The sequence below is a fragment of the Lentzea sp. NPDC058436 genome, from assembly GCF_042721515.1.
In the GTDB taxonomy this organism is placed as follows: Bacteria; Actinomycetota; Actinomycetes; order Mycobacteriales; family Pseudonocardiaceae; genus Lentzea.
Genome location: NZ_JBHXLF010000012.1, coordinates 165,776 through 183,780 on the forward strand (window position 1 = coordinate 165,776; position 18,005 = coordinate 183,780).

Consider the following 18,005-nt stretch of genomic DNA (forward strand, 5'->3'; position numbering starts at 1 on the left):
CCTAGCGGAACTTCTGCCAGAACGGGCCATGCTCGCGCGCAGAGAGACTCAAGATGATCCACGGTGTGCACCCGTCCATCCTGTCCCACCAGGTGTTGTGACGTGGCACACCGCACAGCTAAGGCAAGCCTGACCGGGTGATACTCGAACGTGCCGCGTACTCTCCGGCTTGCGCGGTGTGACCGATGAAGTTGGAGAGCGCAGTGACTTATGTGATCGCCCAGCCGTGCGTGGATCTGCTCGACAAGGCGTGCATCGAAGAGTGCCCCGTCGACTGCATCTACGAAGGCGACCGGATGCTCTACATCCACCCCGACGAGTGTGTGGACTGTGGCGCGTGCGAACCGGTGTGCCCGGTGGAAGCCATCTACTACGAGGACGACGTCCCCGACGAGTGGAAGGACTACACCAAGGCGAACGTCGACTTCTTCGACGAGCTCGGCTCGCCGGGTGGCGCGTCGAAGGTCGGCAAGGTCAGCAACGACCCGCCGTTCGTCAAGGCGCTCGAGGTGCAGCAGACCGAGGGGCATTGATCATCGCAGGCAGGGGCCCGGCGCTGCCGGACTTCCCGTGGGACCAGCTGGCCGACCACGCCGCCAAGGCGCGCACGCACCCCGGTGGCGTGGTCGACCTGTCCGTCGGCACCCCCGTCGACCCGGTCCCGGCGGTGATCCAGGCAGCGTTGTCGTCGGTCGCCGAGATCCCCGGTTACCCGACCACCCACGGCACTCCTGAGCTGCGGGCGGCCTTCGTCGCCGCGGTGGAGCGCCGGTACGGGGTCGTCGGCCTGCCGGAGGCGGCCGTGCTGCCCACGATCGGCTCCAAGGAGCTCGTGGCGTGGCTGCCCACCCTGCTCGGGGTCGGGCCTGGTGACGTCGTGGCCGTGCCCGCCGTCGCGTACCCCACCTACGAGGTGGGCGCGCTGATGGCGGGGGCCGAGGTCGTCCGCCTGGCCGACGGGGAGCTCCCGCCCGCCGGCACGAAGCTGGTGTGGCTGAACTCGCCGTCGAACCCGACCGGGCGCGTCCTGTCCGCCGGGCAGTTGCGGGACGCGGTCGCCGCCGCCCGCGCGGTCGGCGCGGTCGTGGCGTCCGACGAGTGCTACCTGGCGCTGCCGTGGGACTCGTCTCCGGTGTCGGTGCTGCACCCGTCCGTCGTGGACTCCTTCGACGGCGTGCTCGCCGTGCACTCGCTGTCGAAGACGTCGTCACTGGCGGGCTACCGGGCCGGGTTCGTCACCGGCGACCCGGAGCTGGTCGCGGGCCTGCTGGAGCTGCGCAAGCACGCGGGCATGATCGTGCCCCGGCCGGTGCAGGAGGCCATGCGCGCCGCCCTGGAGGACGACGGGCACGTGGCGGAGCAGCGGTCGAGGTACCTGGCGCGGCGCGAGGTGCTCAAGCCCGCGCTGGAGGCGGCAGGGTTCACCGTGTCGCACTCCGAGGCGGGGCTCTACCTGTGGTCGTCGCGCGGTGAGGACGCCTGGGAGACGATCTCCTGGCTGGCCGATCGCGGCATCCTGGCGGCTCCGGGCACGTTCTACGGACCGGCGGGCGCGAAGCACGTGCGGGTCGCGTTGACGGCCACGGACGAACGCGTCGCCGCGGCCGCGGAACGCCTCACGGCTTGAGAGCCGACCACACCCGACGCGTGAACTGGTTGGGCGGCACGGCATCCGTCGTGAGCCGCACCGACGTGCTGATCTCCTCGCCGCTCAGCCCGAGGCCCAGCACGAGGTGCCAGTGCAGGTCCCAGAGATCCGCGAACGAGTCCAGTTCCACGTCGGCGTCCGCGCTGACGTGGAGCACGGCCGGTTCCGCGACGCGCACGACGCGTTCGACCGCCCGCACGTCCCGCGTGTTGGTGCGGAAGCTGAACTGCAGGTCGACCGTCTCGCTGTCGAGCCCGTACGTCGCGTACGAGTGGCATCTGTGGTGCGGCAACGACAACGGCTGGTTCGTCTCCAGGTAGAGGTCGCCCTCGAACCGCAGCGTCGGCGAGTGCTGGCTCAGTGTCGCGCGGGCGCTGACGAACTCCCAGCCGGGCATGTCGAGCTTGGGCACCAGCAGTTCCAGCACCTCGCCACGACGCGCTGACCGCGTGCGCTCACCCGAGCGCCACGGGATCTCCCTGCTGTACGGCTCTTTCTTCGTGACGAACACGTACGGCGCGTTGTCGGTCTGCAGCGACAGCACGACGACCGTGCGGTTGCGCGCCCAGTCGAACGCGACCGTCGTCAGTCCCGGTGCGACACCGTCGAAGTGGCTCTCCACCCGAGGCCACCACGACGACAGCTCCTCGGCCGGCGCGCCCTTGACGTACCGGCCCTTCTCGTCGACGCCGACGATCCACATCGCCTCGGAGCCGCGCGCGGCGTTGCACAGCGCGGCGATCTGCCGGGCCGCCTTGCCGTGGTCGACCGGCCACTGCGTCTTGAACTCCACGAAGGAGTCCTCCGACTGCGCCCCCTGGAGGGCACGCTCGATCGCGGCGCGAGCGTTCAACTCGAGTCGCTGTTTCAGCACGTGCACCTCCCCGGGGACAGCAGGGACCGGGCCCCGCTCAGTCGTTCGCGTGCAGCGCCGCGTTCAGCTCGACGCCGGTGCCCTTGCGGGGCTTGACCAGGACCGTGCCGGTGACGGAGTCGCGGATGAAGAGCAGGTTCGATTGTCCGCTCAGGGTCACCGCCTTGACGACCTCGCCGCCGGGACCGGTGACCTTCGTGCCCGCGGTGATGTACAGGCCCGCCTCGACCACGCAGTCGTCGCCGAGCGAGATGCCCAGACCGGCGTTCGCGCCGAGCAGGCAGCGCTCGCCGATGCTGATGACCTGCTTGCCGCCGCCGGACAGCGTGCCCATGATCGACGCGCCGCCGCCGACGTCCGAGCCGTCGCCGACCACGACACCGCCGGAGATGCGGCCCTCGACCATCGAGCTGCCGAGCGTGCCGGCGTTGAAGTTCACGAAGCCCTCGTGCATGACCGTCGTGCCGGAGGCGAGGTGGGCGCCGAGGCGGACGCGGTCGGCGTCACCGATGCGGACGCCGGACGGCAGGACGTAGTCGACCATGCGCGGGAACTTGTCGACGCTGTAGACCGTCACCGGGCCGCGCAGGCGCAGGCGGGTGCGGGTCTGCTCGAAGCCGTCGACCGCGCACGGGCCGTGGTTCGTCCACACGACGTTCGTGAGCAGCCCGAACATGCCGTCGAGGTTCGCGCCGTGCGGCTTGACCAGGCGGTGGCTGAGCAGGTGCAGGCGCAGCCAGATGTCGTAGGTGGTCTCCGGAGCGGCTTCCAGGTCGATGACGACCTTGACGCCGACGACCTCGACGCCGCGCTCCAGGTCCTCGCCGAGCAGCTTCGCGGCGGCCTCGCCGAGCGCCTCCGCGATCTCGGCGGACGACGCGCGAACGGTGCCGAGCTCGCCCGCCTCACCGAGGGCGGGGGACGGGTACCAGGTGTCGAGGACGGTGCCGTCCGGGGTCACAGTGGCCAAGCCGATGCCGTATGCGGTGCTCACGGCTACCGAGCTTAGTCCGCCGATCAGGGCGGTCACCGTCCGGCGGGGAAGGGCGGGAAGGCGTGTTCACCGGGGTTCGCCCGCGGGTGGTCCGGGTCGCGTTCGCCGGTCGTCGCCGTGGGACCGGGAGGTCAGTCGGGAACCTCGGCGCTGAAGTACAGCGAGCCCAGGTCGCCCCGCGTCGCGATCAGGGCCTCGTTGCACTTCGCCTGCAACGCGTCGGTGCTCGACACGTTGTCGACGTCGACCGCGCCGCACCGGAGGTTCTCGAAGTCGCCGACGGCCGTCATCAGGCGGGGCAGGACCTCGCTCACGTCGTCCTGGACCTGCTTGCCCCGCAACGAGTCGTCCAGCTGCCGGGTCATGGTGCTGACCTCGCCGACCCAGTTCGCGCAGTCGGCCGGGGTGCCGCTGTGCTGCGCGCCGCACGGCGCGGTGAACAACGCCCGGATCTCGGCGCACTGCCGGTCGCAGGCGGCAGGAGCCTCACCGCAGCCGGTGGCGAAGAGGAGCAGGGAGATGACCAGGAGTGTGCGCTTGATCACGGAGCGCACCGTATCGGCTGAACGGCCTAGCGCCCAACCGGCCTGAGTAGGGTGAACGCGTGTCCGACACCCTTGACCTCCTCGCCGACCCGATCGACCTGACGACCGCGCTGGTGGATGTGCGCAGCGTGTCCGGGGAGGAGGCGGAGATCGCGGACCTCGTGGAGCGATCACTGGCGCTGCACGCGCCCCACCTGGAGATCACCCGTTCGGGGAACGCCGTGCTGGCTCGCACGAACCTCGGCCGCGACCGCCGCGTCGTGCTCGCCGGGCACCTGGACACGGTGCCGATCAACCAGAACTTCCCGAGCCGGCGCGAGGGCGACGTCCTGCACGGCTGCGGCACCGTCGACATGAAGGGCGGCGACGCGGTCATGCTCGCCATCGCCGCTCTGAGCGCGGACGCCCGCCACGACCTCACGTTCGTCTTCTACGACTGCGAGGAGATCGAGGCCGAGCGCAACGGGCTCACGCGCATCCAGCGCGACCTGGGCGACTGGCTGCTGGGCGACCTCGCGATCGTGTGCGAGCCGTCCAACGGCACGGTCGAGGCCGGCTGCCAGGGAACGATGCGCATCGAGATCCGGACCTCGGGCAAGCGCGCCCACACGGCGCGCGCGTGGATGGGGGAGAACGCCATCCACTCCCTCGGCGAGGCGCTGCGCAGGCTGGAGTCCTACGTGCCGCGGCAGCCCGAGATCGACGGCTGCCACTACCACGAGGGCCTGCAGGCCGTGAAGATCTCCGGTGGCGTCGCGGGCAACGTGGTGCCGGACTCGGCGGTGCTGACCGTCAACCACCGCTTCGCGCCCGACCGTTCCGTGGAGCAGGCCGAACAGCACCTGCGCGAGGTCTTCGAGGGCTTCGACGTCACCGTGACGGACTTCGCGTCCGGCGCGCTGCCCGGCCTCGGCGCTCCGGCGGCGCAGGAGTTGGTCGTGGCGGCGGGCGGCACCCCGGTGGCCAAGCTGGGGTGGACGGACGTCGCGAGGTTCGCCGCTCTGGGGATGCCCGCGGTCAACTTCGGGCCCGGCGACCCGACGCTGGCGCACACTCAGGAGGAGCACGTGCCGGTCCGACAGATCACCGGTTGTTTCGACGTGCTTAAGCGATTTCTGTTGAGCTGATCACTAGAATCTCAGTGATGACGGAAGAGAAGAAGAACGGCGCCGTCGACGAGCGCCCCACCGAGAAGCAGCGCGGACCCGTCGTGCTGAGGCGTGACCGCAAGGACGAGCGCACCACCACCGACCAGCGCCTGCTGGACTCGCGCGGGCCGTCGGACTGGGTGCACACCGACCCGTGGCGGGTGCTGCGGATCCAGGCCGAGTTCGTCGAGGGCTTCGGCGCGCTGGCCGAGGTGCCGAGCGCGGTGACCGTGTTCGGGTCCGCCCGCACCGGGCGGGACCACCCCGAGTACCAGATCGGGCGCGACCTCGGTGCGGCGCTGGCCGAGGCCGGGTTCGCCGCGATCACCGGTGGTGGGCCCGGAGCCATGGAGGCTGTGAACCGCGGGTGTTCCGAGGCCGGCGGGTTCTCCATCGGACTGGGCATCGAGCTGCCGTTCGAGCAGGGCCTGAACCCGTGGGTCGACCTCGGGGTGAACTTCCGGTACTTCTTCGTGCGCAAGACGATGTTCATCAAGTACTCGCAGGCGTTCATCTGCCTGCCCGGTGGTTTCGGGACGTTGGACGAGCTCTTCGAGGCTCTGACGTTGGTGCAGACGAAGAAGGTCACCAAGTTCCCGGTGGTGTTGTTCGGGACCTCGTACTGGCAGGGGCTCTACGACTGGATCCAGAGCTCCGTCCTGGAGGGCGGGAAGGTCGGCGAGAAGGACCTCGCTCTCCTGCACCTGACCGACGACATCGACGACGCGGTCCGGGTCGTGAAGGACGCGCACAAGGCGTGGGCCGACGCCCACTGAGGGACCGTCGCCGGGGCGCGCGGCGCCCCGGCCGGGAGCCGCGTACCCCTTCCGCCGCCGAGGTGGAAACATCGGCCCGGTGTACATAGCTGTGTATTGCGGAAGCCTCGCCACCGTCCCCCAGAGCTACGTCGACCTCGCCGCCGAGGTCGGGCGGGAGATCGCGGCGCGCGGCTGGCACCTCGTGTGGGGCGGCGGGCAGACGTCGATGATGGGTGCGGTCGCCCGCGAGGCCCGTGCCGGTGGCGCGCACACCTACGGCGTGATCCCCAAGGGCCTGGCCACCAGGGAGATCGCCGACCGCGAGTCGACCGAGCTGCACGTGGTCGACACCATGCGCGAGCGCAAGAAGATGATGGACGACAAGGCGGACGCGTTCCTGACCCTGCCCGGTGGCATCGGCACCGCCGAGGAGTTCTTCGAGGTGTGGACCGCCGGCGTGCTCGGCATGCACGGCAAGCCCGTGGTGCTGCTGGACGTCGACAACCACTACAAGGGGCTCGTGGAGTGGCTGACGGAGTTGCGGGACAAGGGGTTCGTCTCGCACGCGGCGTTGAAGTCGCTGATCGTCACGGACGACGTGTCAGTTGCTCTTGACGCTTGCGTCGTCTAGACCCTTGGCCTTGGCCAGGAGCTGGGCTTCCGGCAGGAGGTCCGGGAGCGGGCGGTACGGGGTCGTGGTGACCTCGAAGCGCTTGCCGGAGACCACCCTGCCCTGCCAGGAGCCCGCGATCTCGCCGTCCACCAGGATCGCTCCCCGGCGGCCGAGGATGCGGAAGATGTCCTTCTGCGCGGCCTTGTCCGGGAGGAGCAGGTCGCGGTCCCGTGCCTGGAGGTACGGGTCGGTCGGCGGGAGCAGGCGGACGTCCGGCGGTTCGGCGTCGGCGATCTCCACGTCCTCCGGCAGCCACGCGGGGGAGCCCTCGACGGTGACCTCGACCAGACCCTCCTTCGGCCAGCGCTTCTTGACCTCGCGGGTCGACGTGCCGAAGTAACTGGCCACTTCGGACGGTCCGGCCGGGCCGTGCAGGGTCAGGTAGCGGTGGATCAGCTCGTCGAAGCCCGCCGTCTTGCGCGGGACGCCCGGCCAGCCGTGGATGCGTTCGAACGTCACGGTCTTCTCCTCCGGGATGATCCGGAGGCCCGCCGGGAGTGCGCCGAGGCGGAAGATCGGGTCGCTGACGTGCTCGGTCTGGCAGCCCCGGCAGGGTTCGACCGTCTGCTTGGGCGCCAACGGGGTCAGGGCCTTGCTCAGCTCGCCCTTGGTCATGGGCTTCGTGACGATCGACCGCATGGCGGTGGCGATGTGCCGCAGGGCGTCCAGCAGGTCGTCGACCTTCGGGCGGGCCGCGCGGGCTCTCGCGTCGGCGTCGCTCCACGGCCACAGCGCGCGGGAGAACGCCTTCAGCTCGCCCGCCCTGTGCAGGTGAGGGGCGCCGCGCACCGACCAGGTCACGGTGAAGTCTTCTGTCGTGGGTGCGTCCAGCCTCGCGGCGAGGCTCAGCAGAGCCGAGCCGGCGGTGTTGTCCTGGACGCCCAGGGAGAACACCGCCAGCTCGGTCGCGTCGCCGGTCCGCCGGTCCAACTCGTGCTGGTGGATCCGGTGGAGGAGCACCTGTTGCCGGGTGAGGTCCACCCGGACATTCTTACGCCTTCGGAACCGTGAGGCTCGACGGTCCGAAGGTGACGGTTGAGCCACGCGTTGATTCCGACAGATAACGCGGGTCCACCGTGTCGATCACCAGTGCGATCCGGTTGCCCGCCCCGACGGTCCACACGGTCGGCTCGAGTTCCACGTCGAGCGTCTGCGTGCGGCCCGCACCGGTCACCTTCACCGGCTTGTGCGTGATCAGCGCGCCCAGGCCGAGCGGGCCGACCTCGTACAGGTAGGCGAACAACGTCGTCGTCTCCGCGCTCGGGGTGACCTGGAGCTTGAGCTTCGGAGTGCCGGCGAGCGTCGCCCCGTTCCAGTACTGCGGCCCGCTCCACACACCGGCGACGTTGCGGTCGACGAACGGCAGCGAGACGCCGGTCGGGATGTTCAGGAACCCTTGCAGCGCACCGGAGAGCAGGATCGTGCCGCTGTCCGCGACCGTGTTCCAGCCCGCGGCGATCCGCTTGCCGTCGAGCTGGACCGTGTCCGCGTTGCCGTTCGGCCAGGCGCCGAACTTCTTCCACGTGCCGCCGTTGTTGGGCTTGAGCTGCACCGGCTGCTCGGCGTCGATGCCGTTGGCCGTGCCCTTGACGTAGCGGTCGAACCAGCGGCCGACCGACTCCCAGATCTCGTTGGGCAGGCCCGCCGCGCCGAACAGCTCTGCGGTGGCGTGGTCGCCCGGCGAGAGCATGAGCCGCTTCGGGCCCGTGAGCTTGCCGTAGAAGTCCGCGATCTGGCCCGGCGCGAAGATGCCGTCGTTCCAGGCGTTGCCGAGCAGGACCGCGGTGCCGTTGGCGTTGATCTGCGCGATCTTGTTCGCGGCCGAGCGTTCCGCGGAGATCGGCACGACCTCCCAGAACCTGCCGTCGCGGTAGGCGTCCTCCGCTTCCTGGAGGACGGGACCCGGACGTCCGGTGGCCTTGCCCGCGGCCAGCAGGACCTCGACGGCCTGCTTGTTCACGGTGCTGTTCGGGTAGAGCGAGCGGGCCAGGTCGGTCCACGTGCTCAACGCCGCCGCGGCCTTGATGCGCTTGTCCGACGCCGCGGCCAGCAGGGACTGCCCTGCGCCGTAGGAGATCCCGGCCGCGCCGACCTTGGTGCCGTCGGCGTGCGCGTTCGCGATGGCCCAGTCGATGACCTTGGTGACGTCTCCGACGGTGTCGGGCCCGGCGACGTCGATCTGGCCGCCGGAGTCCCAGAAGCCGCGGCTGGTGTAGCTCACGACGACGTAGCCGGACTCCTTGGCGAGCTTGGCGGCCGCGCCGACGTACTCGATGTTGGGAACCGCCCAGCTGGACGGCATGACGAGCAGCGGGAACGGACCGCCGCCCCGGCCGGTCGGCTCGACGACGAGGGCCTTCAGGGTGGTGCCGCCGACGCCGGTGATCGACCGGTAGGTGATCTGGTGTCCGGGTGCCGCCGTGGCGGCGACCGGAGCACCGAGCAGGGTTGTGAGGAGTACGAGGGCTAGAACAAGTGATCGTCGCACGCTGGTCCTCCTTGACCATGACGTAGATCACACAGGGTGTTACCGGCGAGTAAACCAGGTTGCTACTCATGGGTAGCAAGAAGCTGTGAGTCAGGTCACTGTCTACGCTGAGTGGCGTGAACCGATTCCGCGTCACTGACCTGCCGGAAGACCGCGTGCTGGTCGTCGCGCATCTGACCAGCGCGGACGAGTTGAGACGGGCCGTGGAGGCCGGCGCGGACGTCGTCGAGTTCGACGGCGAGCTGGAACTGACGCCGCTCACCGGGACGTTGGACGTGGTGACGGTCCCACCGGGGGACGAGGACGAGACGCTCGCGGCTGCCACAGTGGCCGCGATGTCCGGAGCACGTGCCGTTCGCGCGTCCGACGTGAGGCAGGCGAGGAAGGTCGTGGAGATGGTGGCGAGCGTGACGGGGACCCGTCCGCCGGCGCGGGCGATGCGGGCGCTGGCCTGATGCTGCCCGCCGTCGAAGCCTGGTTCGCCTCGCACACCTGGCAGCAGCCGTCCTGGACGGTCGAGGAGCTGGTGGCGTTGAAGCGCGGCCGGACCGTGTCCGTCGTGCTGCCGGCGTTGAACGAGGAGGAGACCGTCGGGGACGTCGTCTCCGTGGTCCGGCCCCTGCTCGGGACTCTCGTGGACGAGCTGGTCGTGATGGACTCCGGCTCCACCGACCGGACCGTCGAGGTCGCCTCGGCCGCCGGGGCTCGGGTGGTGCTGCGCGAGGACGTCGTGCCGTGGCTCGTGCCGTTGCCGGGCAAGGGCGAGGTGCTGTGGCGGTCGCTGGCCGCGACCTCCGGTGACCTGATCGTCTTCCTCGACTCCGACCTGGTCGATCCGGAGACCGCGTTCGTCACGGCGTTGCTCGGGCCGTTGCTGCTGGACTCCGGCGTGCACCTGGTGAAGGGGTTCTACCGGCGGCCGTTGCGGCTGGAGAGCACCGGTGGCGGACGGGTCACGGAACTGGTCGCGCGGCCGCTGCTGAACACGTTGCGGCCGGAGCTTTCCGGTGTGGTGCAACCGCTCGGCGGTGAGTACGCGGCGACACGGTCCTTTTTGGAGTCCGTTCCGTTCGCGGCCGGGTACGGCGTGGAGATCGGGTTGCTGCTGGACGTGCACCGGGTGCACGGGCTGTCGGCGTTGGCCCAGGTGAACCTCGGCGTGCGCAAGCACCGGAACCGGTCGTTGCTGCAGCTCGGCGCGATGTCGTCGCAGATCATGGGGACGGCGCTGGCCCGGTGCGGTGTCGAGGCCGACTCCGGGCCGTTGACGCAGTTCGTGCAGGTCGGCGGGGAATGGCTACCCGACTCGACCGACGTGCTCGTCACCGATCGGCCGCCGATGATGCACGTGATCGAAAAGGGCTAGCTGCTCGGTCCTGTGCGTGACGACCAGGGCGGTGCCCCGGCTGTCGTCCAGGACCTTGGCGAGCACGCGGTCGGCCTGCTCGGGGTCGAGGCCTTCGGTGGGTTCGTCCAGGAGCAGCACCTCGGGGTTCGCGAGGACCGACCTGGTGAGGACCAACCGTTGGCGTTGGCCGCCGGAGATCTCCTCACCGCGTTCGCCGACGACCTGGTCCCAGTCGAGGTCCAGTTCGGTGATCCCGGCTGCCCTGTCGAGTTCTTCCTGCGTGGCATCGGGTTTGGCCAGCAGGACGTTCGTGCGGACCGTGGTGTGGAAGACGTGCGCGTCGGCCAGCGCGCCCCTGCTCGGTTCGAGGCGGTGAGCCAGGGCGTTGAGCAGCGTGGTCTTGCCCGCGCCGCTCGGGCCGACGATCGCCGTTCTGCCGCGGAGTTCCGGGGCTTGCGGGGAGTGCGCGGGTTCGGGCTCGTCGGTGGGTTCCGGGGCGGGCCGGGACAGAGCTGCGAGCGGGACGGTGATCTCGAACGCGGCGACGGCGGCCATGATCAGCCAGGCCGGTTCGTGGTGGGCCAGCAGGAGCAGGGCCGTGCCGAACTGGACGGCGATCGCCAGCGGGGTCAGGTCGCGCGTGCGTTCCCCGCGGGACAGCTCTTTCGCGGTGCTGGTGGCGATGCGGAGTTTCTCGTCGAACAGGCCGTAGGCGATCAGTTCTTCTTTGCTGTGCACCAGTTCGGTGGTTTGTTCGGTCAGCCTGGCGCGCAACGGGGTCAGGTCCCGCGGCGTGCGGATCGCCAGCCAGGGGAGCAGGGCGAGGTTGATCAGCAGTCCGGCGACCAGTGGCAGCGAGAAGCCCGACGCGGCAGCGACGACGGCGCCGACCAGGGCCGCGGTGATCCACGGCAGGGTCGTGCGGAGCACCGCGTCGAGGTGCTGGTCGACGTTCGTGACGATGCGGGTCAGCGCTGTGCCGGACGGGACGTGCCTGCGGTGCACGAGGTCGTCGTAGACCTTGCCGCGCAGCTCGACGGCCTCGCTGAGCACGGCTTTGTGGCTGGTCAGGCGTTCGAGGTAGCGCAACGCGCCCTTGGCGAGGGCCAGGGTGCGGACGGCGACGATCGCCACGGTGAGCGCCTGCATCGGCGGGTGCTCGGCGGCGCGCATGATCAGCCAGGTCGCGGTGGCGGTGAGGCCGACGCCCGCCAGTTCGGCGAGCGTGCCGACGAGGATCGCGAGTCTCATACCCGGACCACCATGTCGACCTCGGTGAGCAGCGCCGGGCGGTGCGCGACGATCACGGCGGTCCGTCCTCGGGTGAAGTCGCGGGTTGCCTTGAGCACCAGGGACTCCGTCTCCGCGTCGAGGTGGGCGGTCGGTTCGTCGAGCAGGAAGAGCCCTGCCCGGCGGCGGTCGAGGGCGTTTGCCAGCGCGACGCGTTGCTGCTCGCCGGACGAGAGGTTCGCCGGGACGAGCGTGGGGCGTTGCGGCACCCACGACAGCGCGTCCAGCCACTGCCGCTGGTCGATCTCGCGCAGGTCGACGCCGTCCACGAGCACGCGGCCGTCGTCGGGGCGCACGAAACCCAGCAGCAGTCCGAGGATCGTGCTCTTGCCCGCGCCGCTCGGGCCGACGAGCGCGATCCGTTCGCCCGGCTGTATGCGCAGGTCGAAGTTCTTCAGGCTGCGGACGCTGACGTTGTCGAACACGATCTCGGCTCGGGTGAGATCGGGTGGCGCCTGACCGGTGATCTCTTCGTGCTTGGGCACTTTGGCGAGAACTTCGCGGCCCTGTGCGCTCGCGTGGTACTGGGCTCCGGCGGCGCGCAGCGGCAGAAACGCTTCTGGGGCGAGGAAGAGCACGAGCAGTGCGGTGTGCAGTGGCACTCCGCCGTCGAGCAGTCTGAGGCCGACCGGCACGGCGACGAGCGCGACCGACATCGTGGCCACGAGTTCCAGCACGAACGCCGAGAGGAACGCGACGCGCAGCGCCGACATGGTCTCGGTCCTGTGCTGCGCGGCCAGCCTGCGGACCGTTTCGGACTGCACCTCGGCCCGTCCGAACGCCCGCAGCGTGCCGATTCCCTTGACCACGTCGAGGAAATGCCCGCCGAGTGTGGCCAGCGCGTCCCACTGACGGGCGGTCCGCTCGCGGGTGTGCGCGCCGACCAGCGCCCCGAAGATCGGGATCAACGGCAGCGTCACGAGGATCGTCAACGCCGCGGTGAGGTCGGCGAACGCCAGCCTGACCACCACCGCGAGCGGCACCGCCACGGCCAGGACCTGCATCGGCAGGTATCCGGCGACGTACGGGGTCACGTCGTGCACGCCCCGCGTCACCAGCGTGGCCACCTCGCCGGCCTTGGTGCCGGGCGAGCGCAGGAACGCCTCCCGCAGACGCGCGCGAGTGCGTTCGGCGGCCCGGTGAGCCCACTCGCGGTGCCCCCACCAGACCAGCACCCGCACGGCGATCACCAGGCACAGCAGGAGAAACCCCGTGCCGCCGCTGAGCACCGACGCGAGCAGTTCGGCCTGGGCCAGCACCAGGAACGGGACCGGGATCAGCGCGAGGAGATGGCGACGATCGACCACTGCAACACCACCACCAGCGGGATGACCGGGATCGCGACCCACGCGAGCAGGCCGAGCGTGTCGGAGTGGGCCATGAGCCCGGTGACGTCGATCCTGCCGAACGCCAGCGGGATCGGCAGCGCGCACAACGCTGCCGTCACCGGGAACAGCGCCTTCCTGTGCTGGAACACCCAGCCGTGCAGCGCGAACAGCACCGGCATGACGAGGGCTGTCGGCCAGGGCGCGTCGAGCAGGTGGGCCAGGAACAGCCCCCAGCCGACGGACACCATCAGCGCGCCCGTGAACACCAGCCACCACCACAGCCTGAGCTGCACCGCGGCCATGAACAGCACCAACCCGGCCAGGAGCAGCGTGAACGTGCTGTGCGCGCCGGAGAGCAGCTCGCCTTCGAGGCGCGGGAACGCCGCGAACAGCACACCGATCGCCGCGACCAGCCACACCTCGTTGCCCAGGAAGAAGGGTGTCAGGCGGTGCAACACGACTTCTCGTCCGCGAAAGGGCAACAACAGCCCGCTGCCGTAGTCGAAACCGGCCAGCGCGAAGTACCCGACGGCGAGAACACCGAGCACGGTCAACCAGAGAGCTTCCATCAGAGCGTCACCACCATCGGCGAAACGGGGGCCGGCGCCACGTCCGGACCGCGACGGACCGCGCGTGCGATCAACGCCCAGTCGACGCAGGCCAGCACCAGGAACAGGGACGTGAACACGACGAGCGACAACAGGATCTGCGAAGCGTCCACATGCGACACCGCGTCCTCGGTGCGCAGCAACCCGTAGACCAACCAGGGCTGGCGCCCGATCTCGCGGAACATCCACCCGAAGATGGCCGCCGCGAACGGGAACGGGATGCCGATCACCATGAAGTACAGGGGAAAGCGCATCCGGATGACGGCGTCGCGGATCAGCAGCGGCAGCGTGAGCCAGCTGATCATCGTCAGCCCCATCCCGATCAGGATCATGAACCCGAGCGGCGCGCCGATCCACGGCACCGCCCCGCTCTTGCCCGGCTGGTGGTCGGAGATCACCCCGAACTGCGTGAACCCGGCGCCGATCAGCAGCGGGGTGGCCAGCGCCGTGGTGACCACGCCCATCCGCAGCGACCGCCGGAAGAAGTCGACCTCGGGCGTCCGCCTGATGAAGTGGTACGCCGAGACCCCGGTCAGGAACACGCCGCCAACGGTGATCGCCGCGAAGACGACGTGCACGAAGGCGTAGGTGAACGTCGGGTTGGTCAGCAACGCGCTGAAGTCGTCCAGCCGCAACACGTTCCCGTCGACCCGGTAGCCGACTGGGTGCTGCAGGAACCCGTTCGCCGCCATGATCCAGAACGCCGACGCGAACGCGGTCAGCGCCGTCAGCCACAGCAACAGCAGGTGCACCCAGCGGTTCAGCTTCCCCCAGCCGAAGATCCACAGGCCGAGGAACGTCGACTCCAGGAAGAACGCGATCAGCGTCTCCAGCGCGAGCGGCGCGCCGAACACGTCACCGGCGTAGGTCGCGAGGCCCGACCAGTTCAGGCCGAACTGGAACTCCATCACGATGCCGGTGACGATCCCGAGCGCGTAGTTGATCACGTAGATCCGGCCCCAGAACCGCGTCATCCGCTCGTGCACGGGCGCGCCGGTGATCGTGAACCTCGTCTGCATGATCACGAGCAGCGTCACCAGTCCCAGCGTGAGCAGCACGAACAGGAAGTGGAACGAGGTCGTCAACGCGAACTGGAGCCGGGCGAGGTCTACTGCGCTCATGAGTAGCGAAGGTATGTGTAGCGCGGCTACTTATTAAGGCCTGAAACCGCATCTCAGGGGGATCTCAGGGCAGACCCTGACGGCAGATTTCAGGGACCACTCCCAGGGCTCGATCAGTAGAGTCGCTACCCATGAAGCCCGACGCGCTCCGCGGCCACCTCGACGCGTTGCTGCTGGCCACGCTCGACGGCGAGCAGCTGCACGGCTACGCGATCATCGAGGCGTTGCAGCAGGGCAGCGGGGGTGCGCTGGACCTCCCGACGGGCACGGTCTACCCGGCGCTGCGCCGGCTGGAACGTGCAGGGCACGTCACCAGCGACTGGAGCACGGTCGGCGGCCGCAAGCGCCGCACCTACAAGCTCACGCAGGCCGGGCAGCGCGCGCTGAACGCCGAACGCAACGCGTGGCGCGAGTTCACGACGGTCATCGACGGGGTGCTGGGAGGTGGCAAGTGGGCGCAGCAGTGATCGACCGGTACGTGACCGACCTCGGGTCGCGGTTGCAGGGCTCGCGCAGGCAGGTCCGCGACCTGCTCACCGAGACCCGCGACAGCCTCACCGACGCCACCGAGGCGCACCTCGACAGCGGGCTCACCGAGCAGGAGGCCCAGGAGCGCGCGGTCGAGGAGTTCGGTCCCGTGCGCGAGATCGCGAACGAGTACCAGGCCGAACTCGCCGTCGCCTACGGCACGAGAACGCTCATCTGGCTCGCGATCGTGCTGCCGCTGATGCACATGGCGTGGGAGTACGGGCGGATGCTGCTCATCGGCCCGTGGCAGGACTTCGGCACGATGCCGCCGGCGTGGTACCTGTTCATCGCCAAGGCCAACGACCTGACCAGCGGCATCGCGTCCGGCGTCGCGCTCGTGACGTTGGTGCTGGGTCGGATCCTGGCCCGCAAGTACGACTCGAAGAGGCTTGCGAAGATCGGCGCGGGAGTCGCGCTCACGTCCGTCGGCGCGGTGTTCCTCGGCAACATCTCGATCATCCTGGCCACCGCGCACCTCGACGTGGCGAGGCTGGTCCAGTCGCTGCCGATGACCGTCGCGAGCGTGATCACCTGGATCGTGATCGTTCGTCTCGGTCTGCTCGCTCGCCGCTGCCTGAGCTGTGCCACGATCGTCGCGTGACCAACGCCCTGATCTACCTGATCGTGATGATCGCCGTCGCGGCAGTGGTGTTCCTGCTCGCGGCGTTGGTGTTCGGGCGCGGCGAGGAGCTCGCGCCGCTGCCGCCCGGTGCCTCGCCCACGAGGCTGCCCGCCGACGACATCACCGCGGACGACGTCCGCGAGCTCAAGTTCCAGCAGGTCTTCCGCGGCTACAAGATGACCGAGGTGGACTGGGCGTTGCAGCGGCTCTCGACCGAGGTCGAGACCCTGCGGGCACGCGTCGCGGAGTTGGAGGACCGGGAGAGCAGTGAGCACCGAGCTTGAGCTGACCGTCGAGGTGGCCGCGCCACCGGACACGATCTTCCGAGCCATGACGGACTGGGAACGCCAGTCGGAATGGGTGTTCGGCACGCGCGTCTCCGTCGTCGAGGGCGACGGGAAGTCGGTCGGCAGCGTGATCGACGCCGTGACGTTCGGCGTCAGCGACCGCATGCGGATCACGCGCTGGGACCCGCCGCACGCCGTCGAGGTCCAGCACCTCGGCCGCGTGGTGCGAGGAACCGGCGTGTTCGCCGTGCGCGGCAGCCGTTTCGTGTGGACGGAACGGCTCGACGTGCCGTTCTTCTTCCCCGTGGTGAAGCCGTTGTTCGTGCTGATGCTGCAACGCTCACTGCGGCGCTTCGCCGACTTCGCCGAGGAGTACCGGTGATCACCCGCTGCCCCTGGGGCGACTCGACGCCGGACTACGTCGAGTACCACGACACCGAGTGGGGCGTGGAACTCCACGGCACCCCGGAGCTGTACGAGCGGATGTCGCTGGAGGCGTTCCAGTCCGGCCTGTCGTGGATCACGATCCTGCGCAAGCGGCCCGCGTTCCGCTCGGCCTTCTGCGACTTCGACCCTTCGCTGGTTGCCGAGTTCGGACCCGCCGACGTCGAACGGCTGATGGCCGACGCGGGCATCGTCCGGAACCGGCTGAAGATCGACGCCGCGCTCCACAACGCCCGCGTGATCGTTTCGGAGGGTGTCGACCTCGATGCGCTGCTGTGGTCGTTTGCGCCGGCTGATCACGTGCGGCCTGCCACGTTCGCGGACGTTCCCGCGATCACGCCCGAGTCGAAGGCCATGGCCAAGGAGTTGAAGAAGCGCGGGTTCAAGTTCCTCGGCCCCACCACGTGCTACGCGCTGATGCAGGCGACCGGGATGGTCGACGACCACATCTCGACCTGCTTCCGGGCACGGTGACCGGAGACCGTCAGCGCGACGGCCTCCACCCGGTGCCCCTCACCGCCCGATGAACTTCGGCGCCCTCTTGTTCACGAACGCGTCCACCGCCTCGCGGTGGTCCTCGGTCGCCCCGCAGTCAGCCTGCGTCCGGCGCTCCGCCTCCAGCGCGTCCTCCAGCGTCCCGTCCGCGGCGGCGGCCAGCGCCTCCTTGATCTTCGCGTAGGCCGTCGTCGGGCCCGCGGCGAGCTTCGCGGCCAGCAGGTGCGCGGTGGAGAGCAGTTCGGAGTCCGGCACGACCTGGTTGACCATGCCGACCCGCAACGCCTCCTCGGCGCCGACGGGCTGGGCGAGCAGCATCATCTCCATCGCGCGGCCGTGGCCGATCAGTCGCGGCAACGTGTAGGAAGCGCCGGAGTCCGCCGTCAGGCCCACGTTCGCGAACGCCATCAGGAACTTCGCCGACTGGCCCGCGATGCGCAGGTCGGCGGCGTAGGCGAACGACGCGCCCGCGCCCGCCGCGCTGCCGTTGACCGCGGCGATCACCGGCTTCGGCATGCCGATCAGCTCGCGCACGATCGGGTTGTAGTGCTTCTCGACGGTGTTCAAAGGGGCGGGATCACCGGCCTGCAGCAACCCGATGTGCTCCTTCAGGTCCTGCCCCGCGCAGAACGCCCTGCCGGCACCCGTGATCACGACCGCGCGCACCGACGCGTCCGCCGCGGCGGCCTTCAGCTCGGCGAGGAACGCCTCCTTCAGCGTGACGGTGAAGGCGTTGAACGACTCGGGGCGGTTGAACGTGAGCGTGCGCACACCATCGGCGTCGTCGACGAGGAGCTCGGACACTG

Annotated in this window: 22 protein-coding genes; 12 read left to right on the forward strand and 10 right to left on the reverse strand. The window is 69.6% G+C overall.

What is annotated here, in order from left to right:
* The first annotated feature begins 203 nt into the window (after window positions 1–203).
* Together fdxA and dapC are read left to right on the forward strand one after the other, a co-directional pair.
* Window positions 204–533, forward strand: coding sequence for a ferredoxin (gene fdxA / locus ACFWN2_RS32550; RefSeq protein ID WP_382434070.1), 330 nt, complete (start codon window positions 204–206; stop codon window positions 531–533).
* Entirely contained in the window at window positions 530–1,627 is a 1,098-nt protein-coding gene (dapC, locus tag ACFWN2_RS32555) for a succinyldiaminopimelate transaminase (protein ID WP_382433992.1), read from the forward strand. Before fdxA ends, dapC begins: the two co-directional genes overlap by 4 nt.
* On the opposite strand, the gene ACFWN2_RS32560 is transcribed toward dapC, so the two are convergent.
* From ACFWN2_RS32560 to ACFWN2_RS32570, 3 genes are all read right to left on the reverse strand, one after another.
* Complete coding sequence (locus tag ACFWN2_RS32560) at window positions 1,617–2,522, reverse strand: hypothetical protein (protein WP_382433994.1); 906 nt, start codon at window positions 2,520–2,522, stop codon at window positions 1,617–1,619. The genes dapC and ACFWN2_RS32560 overlap by 11 nt on opposite strands.
* A 37-nt stretch (window positions 2,523–2,559) precedes the next feature.
* Window positions 2,560–3,516, reverse strand: a complete 957-nt coding sequence (gene dapD / locus ACFWN2_RS32565) for a 2,3,4,5-tetrahydropyridine-2,6-dicarboxylate N-succinyltransferase (RefSeq protein WP_382433996.1) — start codon at window positions 3,514–3,516, stop codon at window positions 2,560–2,562.
* 131 nt (window positions 3,517–3,647) lie between these two features.
* Entirely contained in the window at window positions 3,648–4,061 is a 414-nt protein-coding gene (locus ACFWN2_RS32570) for a hypothetical protein (protein WP_382433998.1), read from the reverse strand.
* A gap of 59 nt (window positions 4,062–4,120) precedes the next feature.
* Here ACFWN2_RS32570 and dapE point away from each other — a divergent pair, with 59 nt between their 5' ends.
* From dapE to ACFWN2_RS32585, 3 genes are all read left to right on the forward strand, one after another.
* A complete protein-coding gene (gene dapE, locus ACFWN2_RS32575; protein WP_382434000.1) occupies window positions 4,121–5,188 on the forward strand; it encodes a succinyl-diaminopimelate desuccinylase in 1,068 nt (355 codons plus the stop codon).
* A 17-nt stretch (window positions 5,189–5,205) separates the two neighbouring features.
* Window positions 5,206–5,985 (forward strand): TIGR00730 family Rossman fold protein, encoded by a 780-nt coding sequence (locus tag ACFWN2_RS32580; protein WP_382434002.1) that lies wholly within the window; start codon window positions 5,206–5,208, stop codon window positions 5,983–5,985.
* 79 nt (window positions 5,986–6,064) lie between these two features.
* The gene (locus ACFWN2_RS32585; RefSeq protein ID WP_382434004.1) at window positions 6,065–6,598 is read left to right on the forward strand and encodes a TIGR00730 family Rossman fold protein; all 534 of its coding nucleotides are present in this window, start codon (window positions 6,065–6,067) and stop codon (window positions 6,596–6,598) included.
* Here ACFWN2_RS32585 and ACFWN2_RS32590 read toward each other — a convergent pair.
* The gene (locus tag ACFWN2_RS32590; RefSeq protein WP_382434006.1) at window positions 6,569–7,621 is read right to left on the reverse strand and encodes a winged helix DNA-binding domain-containing protein; all 1,053 of its coding nucleotides are present in this window, start codon (window positions 7,619–7,621) and stop codon (window positions 6,569–6,571) included. The two genes, ACFWN2_RS32585 and ACFWN2_RS32590, sit on opposite strands and share 30 nt — an antisense overlap.
* 10 nt (window positions 7,622–7,631) lie before the next feature.
* Complete coding sequence (locus ACFWN2_RS32595; protein WP_382434008.1) at window positions 7,632–9,128, reverse strand: CocE/NonD family hydrolase; 1,497 nt, start codon at window positions 9,126–9,128, stop codon at window positions 7,632–7,634.
* A 116-nt stretch (window positions 9,129–9,244) separates the two neighbouring features.
* Between ACFWN2_RS32595 and ACFWN2_RS32600 the strand changes: the two genes are divergently transcribed.
* Together ACFWN2_RS32600 and ACFWN2_RS32605 are read left to right on the forward strand one after the other, a co-directional pair.
* A complete protein-coding gene (locus tag ACFWN2_RS32600; protein WP_382434010.1) occupies window positions 9,245–9,583 on the forward strand; it encodes a hypothetical protein in 339 nt (112 codons plus the stop codon).
* Window positions 9,583–10,494 carry a glucosyl-3-phosphoglycerate synthase gene (locus ACFWN2_RS32605; RefSeq protein WP_382434012.1) on the forward strand — a complete coding sequence of 304 codons (912 nt, stop codon included), beginning with the start codon at window positions 9,583–9,585 and terminating at the stop codon, window positions 10,492–10,494. The genes ACFWN2_RS32600 and ACFWN2_RS32605 overlap by 1 nt, the downstream gene beginning before the upstream one ends.
* Here the strand turns inward: ACFWN2_RS32605 and ACFWN2_RS32610 are convergent.
* From ACFWN2_RS32610 to ACFWN2_RS32625, 4 genes are read right to left on the reverse strand one after another with little or no spacing between them, the layout of a single operon-like run.
* The gene (locus tag ACFWN2_RS32610) at window positions 10,426–11,727 is read right to left on the reverse strand and encodes an amino acid ABC transporter ATP-binding/permease protein (RefSeq protein ID WP_382434014.1); all 1,302 of its coding nucleotides are present in this window, start codon (window positions 11,725–11,727) and stop codon (window positions 10,426–10,428) included. The genes ACFWN2_RS32605 and ACFWN2_RS32610 overlap by 69 nt on opposite strands.
* On the reverse strand, window positions 11,724–13,073 hold the full coding sequence (locus ACFWN2_RS32615) for an ABC transporter ATP-binding protein/permease (RefSeq protein WP_382434016.1): 1,350 nt from the start codon (window positions 13,071–13,073) through the stop codon (window positions 11,724–11,726). The genes ACFWN2_RS32610 and ACFWN2_RS32615 overlap by 4 nt, the downstream gene beginning before the upstream one ends.
* On the reverse strand, window positions 13,043–13,663 hold the full coding sequence (locus ACFWN2_RS32620; RefSeq protein ID WP_382434018.1) for a cytochrome d ubiquinol oxidase subunit II: 621 nt from the start codon (window positions 13,661–13,663) through the stop codon (window positions 13,043–13,045). Before ACFWN2_RS32620 ends, ACFWN2_RS32615 begins: the two co-directional genes overlap by 31 nt.
* Entirely contained in the window at window positions 13,663–14,823 is a 1,161-nt protein-coding gene (locus tag ACFWN2_RS32625; protein WP_382434020.1) for a cytochrome ubiquinol oxidase subunit I, read from the reverse strand. The genes ACFWN2_RS32620 and ACFWN2_RS32625 overlap by 1 nt, the downstream gene beginning before the upstream one ends.
* Window positions 14,824–14,954: 131 nt before the next feature.
* Here ACFWN2_RS32625 and ACFWN2_RS32630 point away from each other — a divergent pair, with 131 nt between their 5' ends.
* The 5 genes from ACFWN2_RS32630 to ACFWN2_RS32650 are packed head-to-tail and all read left to right on the forward strand — an operon-like array spanning window position 14,955 to window position 17,178.
* Window positions 14,955–15,290, forward strand: a complete 336-nt coding sequence (locus ACFWN2_RS32630; RefSeq protein ID WP_382434022.1) for a PadR family transcriptional regulator — start codon at window positions 14,955–14,957, stop codon at window positions 15,288–15,290.
* Window positions 15,275–15,952 carry a permease prefix domain 1-containing protein gene (locus tag ACFWN2_RS32635; RefSeq protein ID WP_382434024.1) on the forward strand — a complete coding sequence of 226 codons (678 nt, stop codon included), beginning with the start codon at window positions 15,275–15,277 and terminating at the stop codon, window positions 15,950–15,952. The genes ACFWN2_RS32630 and ACFWN2_RS32635 overlap by 16 nt, the downstream gene beginning before the upstream one ends.
* On the forward strand, window positions 15,949–16,257 hold the full coding sequence (locus ACFWN2_RS32640) for a DivIVA domain-containing protein (protein ID WP_382434026.1): 309 nt from the start codon (window positions 15,949–15,951) through the stop codon (window positions 16,255–16,257). Before ACFWN2_RS32635 ends, ACFWN2_RS32640 begins: the two co-directional genes overlap by 4 nt.
* A 46-nt stretch (window positions 16,258–16,303) precedes the next feature.
* A complete protein-coding gene (locus ACFWN2_RS32645) occupies window positions 16,304–16,642 on the forward strand; it encodes an SRPBCC family protein (RefSeq protein WP_382434072.1) in 339 nt (112 codons plus the stop codon).
* Window positions 16,639–17,178: a DNA-3-methyladenine glycosylase I gene (locus tag ACFWN2_RS32650; protein ID WP_382434028.1), complete on the forward strand. Its 540-nt coding sequence runs from the start codon at window positions 16,639–16,641 to the stop codon at window positions 17,176–17,178. The genes ACFWN2_RS32645 and ACFWN2_RS32650 overlap by 4 nt, the downstream gene beginning before the upstream one ends.
* A 39-nt stretch (window positions 17,179–17,217) precedes the next feature.
* On the opposite strand, the gene ACFWN2_RS32655 is transcribed toward ACFWN2_RS32650, so the two are convergent.
* Entirely contained in the window at window positions 17,218–18,003 is a 786-nt protein-coding gene (locus ACFWN2_RS32655; protein WP_382434030.1) for an enoyl-CoA hydratase-related protein, read from the reverse strand.
* Window positions 18,004–18,005 lie beyond the last annotated feature (2 nt).

Bases quoted from the DNA above. Each gene is read 5' to 3' on its own strand.
- ACFWN2_RS32580 (WP_382434002.1), top strand. From the start codon at position 5,206: ATGACGGAAGAGAAGAAGAACGGCGCCGTCGACGAGCGCCCCACCGAG.
- ACFWN2_RS32605 (WP_382434012.1), top strand. From the start codon at position 9,583: ATGCTGCCCGCCGTCGAAGCCTGGTTCGCCTCGCACACCTGGCAGCAG.
- ACFWN2_RS32610 (WP_382434014.1), bottom strand. From the start codon at position 11,727: ATGAGACTCGCGATCCTCGTCGGCACGCTCGCCGAACTGGCGGGCGTC.
- ACFWN2_RS32620 (WP_382434018.1), bottom strand. From the start codon at position 13,663: ATGGAAGCTCTCTGGTTGACCGTGCTCGGTGTTCTCGCCGTCGGGTAC.
- ACFWN2_RS32625 (WP_382434020.1), bottom strand. From the start codon at position 14,823: ATGAGCGCAGTAGACCTCGCCCGGCTCCAGTTCGCGTTGACGACCTCG.
- ACFWN2_RS32630 (WP_382434022.1), top strand. From the start codon at position 14,955: ATGAAGCCCGACGCGCTCCGCGGCCACCTCGACGCGTTGCTGCTGGCC.
- ACFWN2_RS32645 (WP_382434072.1), top strand. From the start codon at position 16,304: ATGACGGACTGGGAACGCCAGTCGGAATGGGTGTTCGGCACGCGCGTC.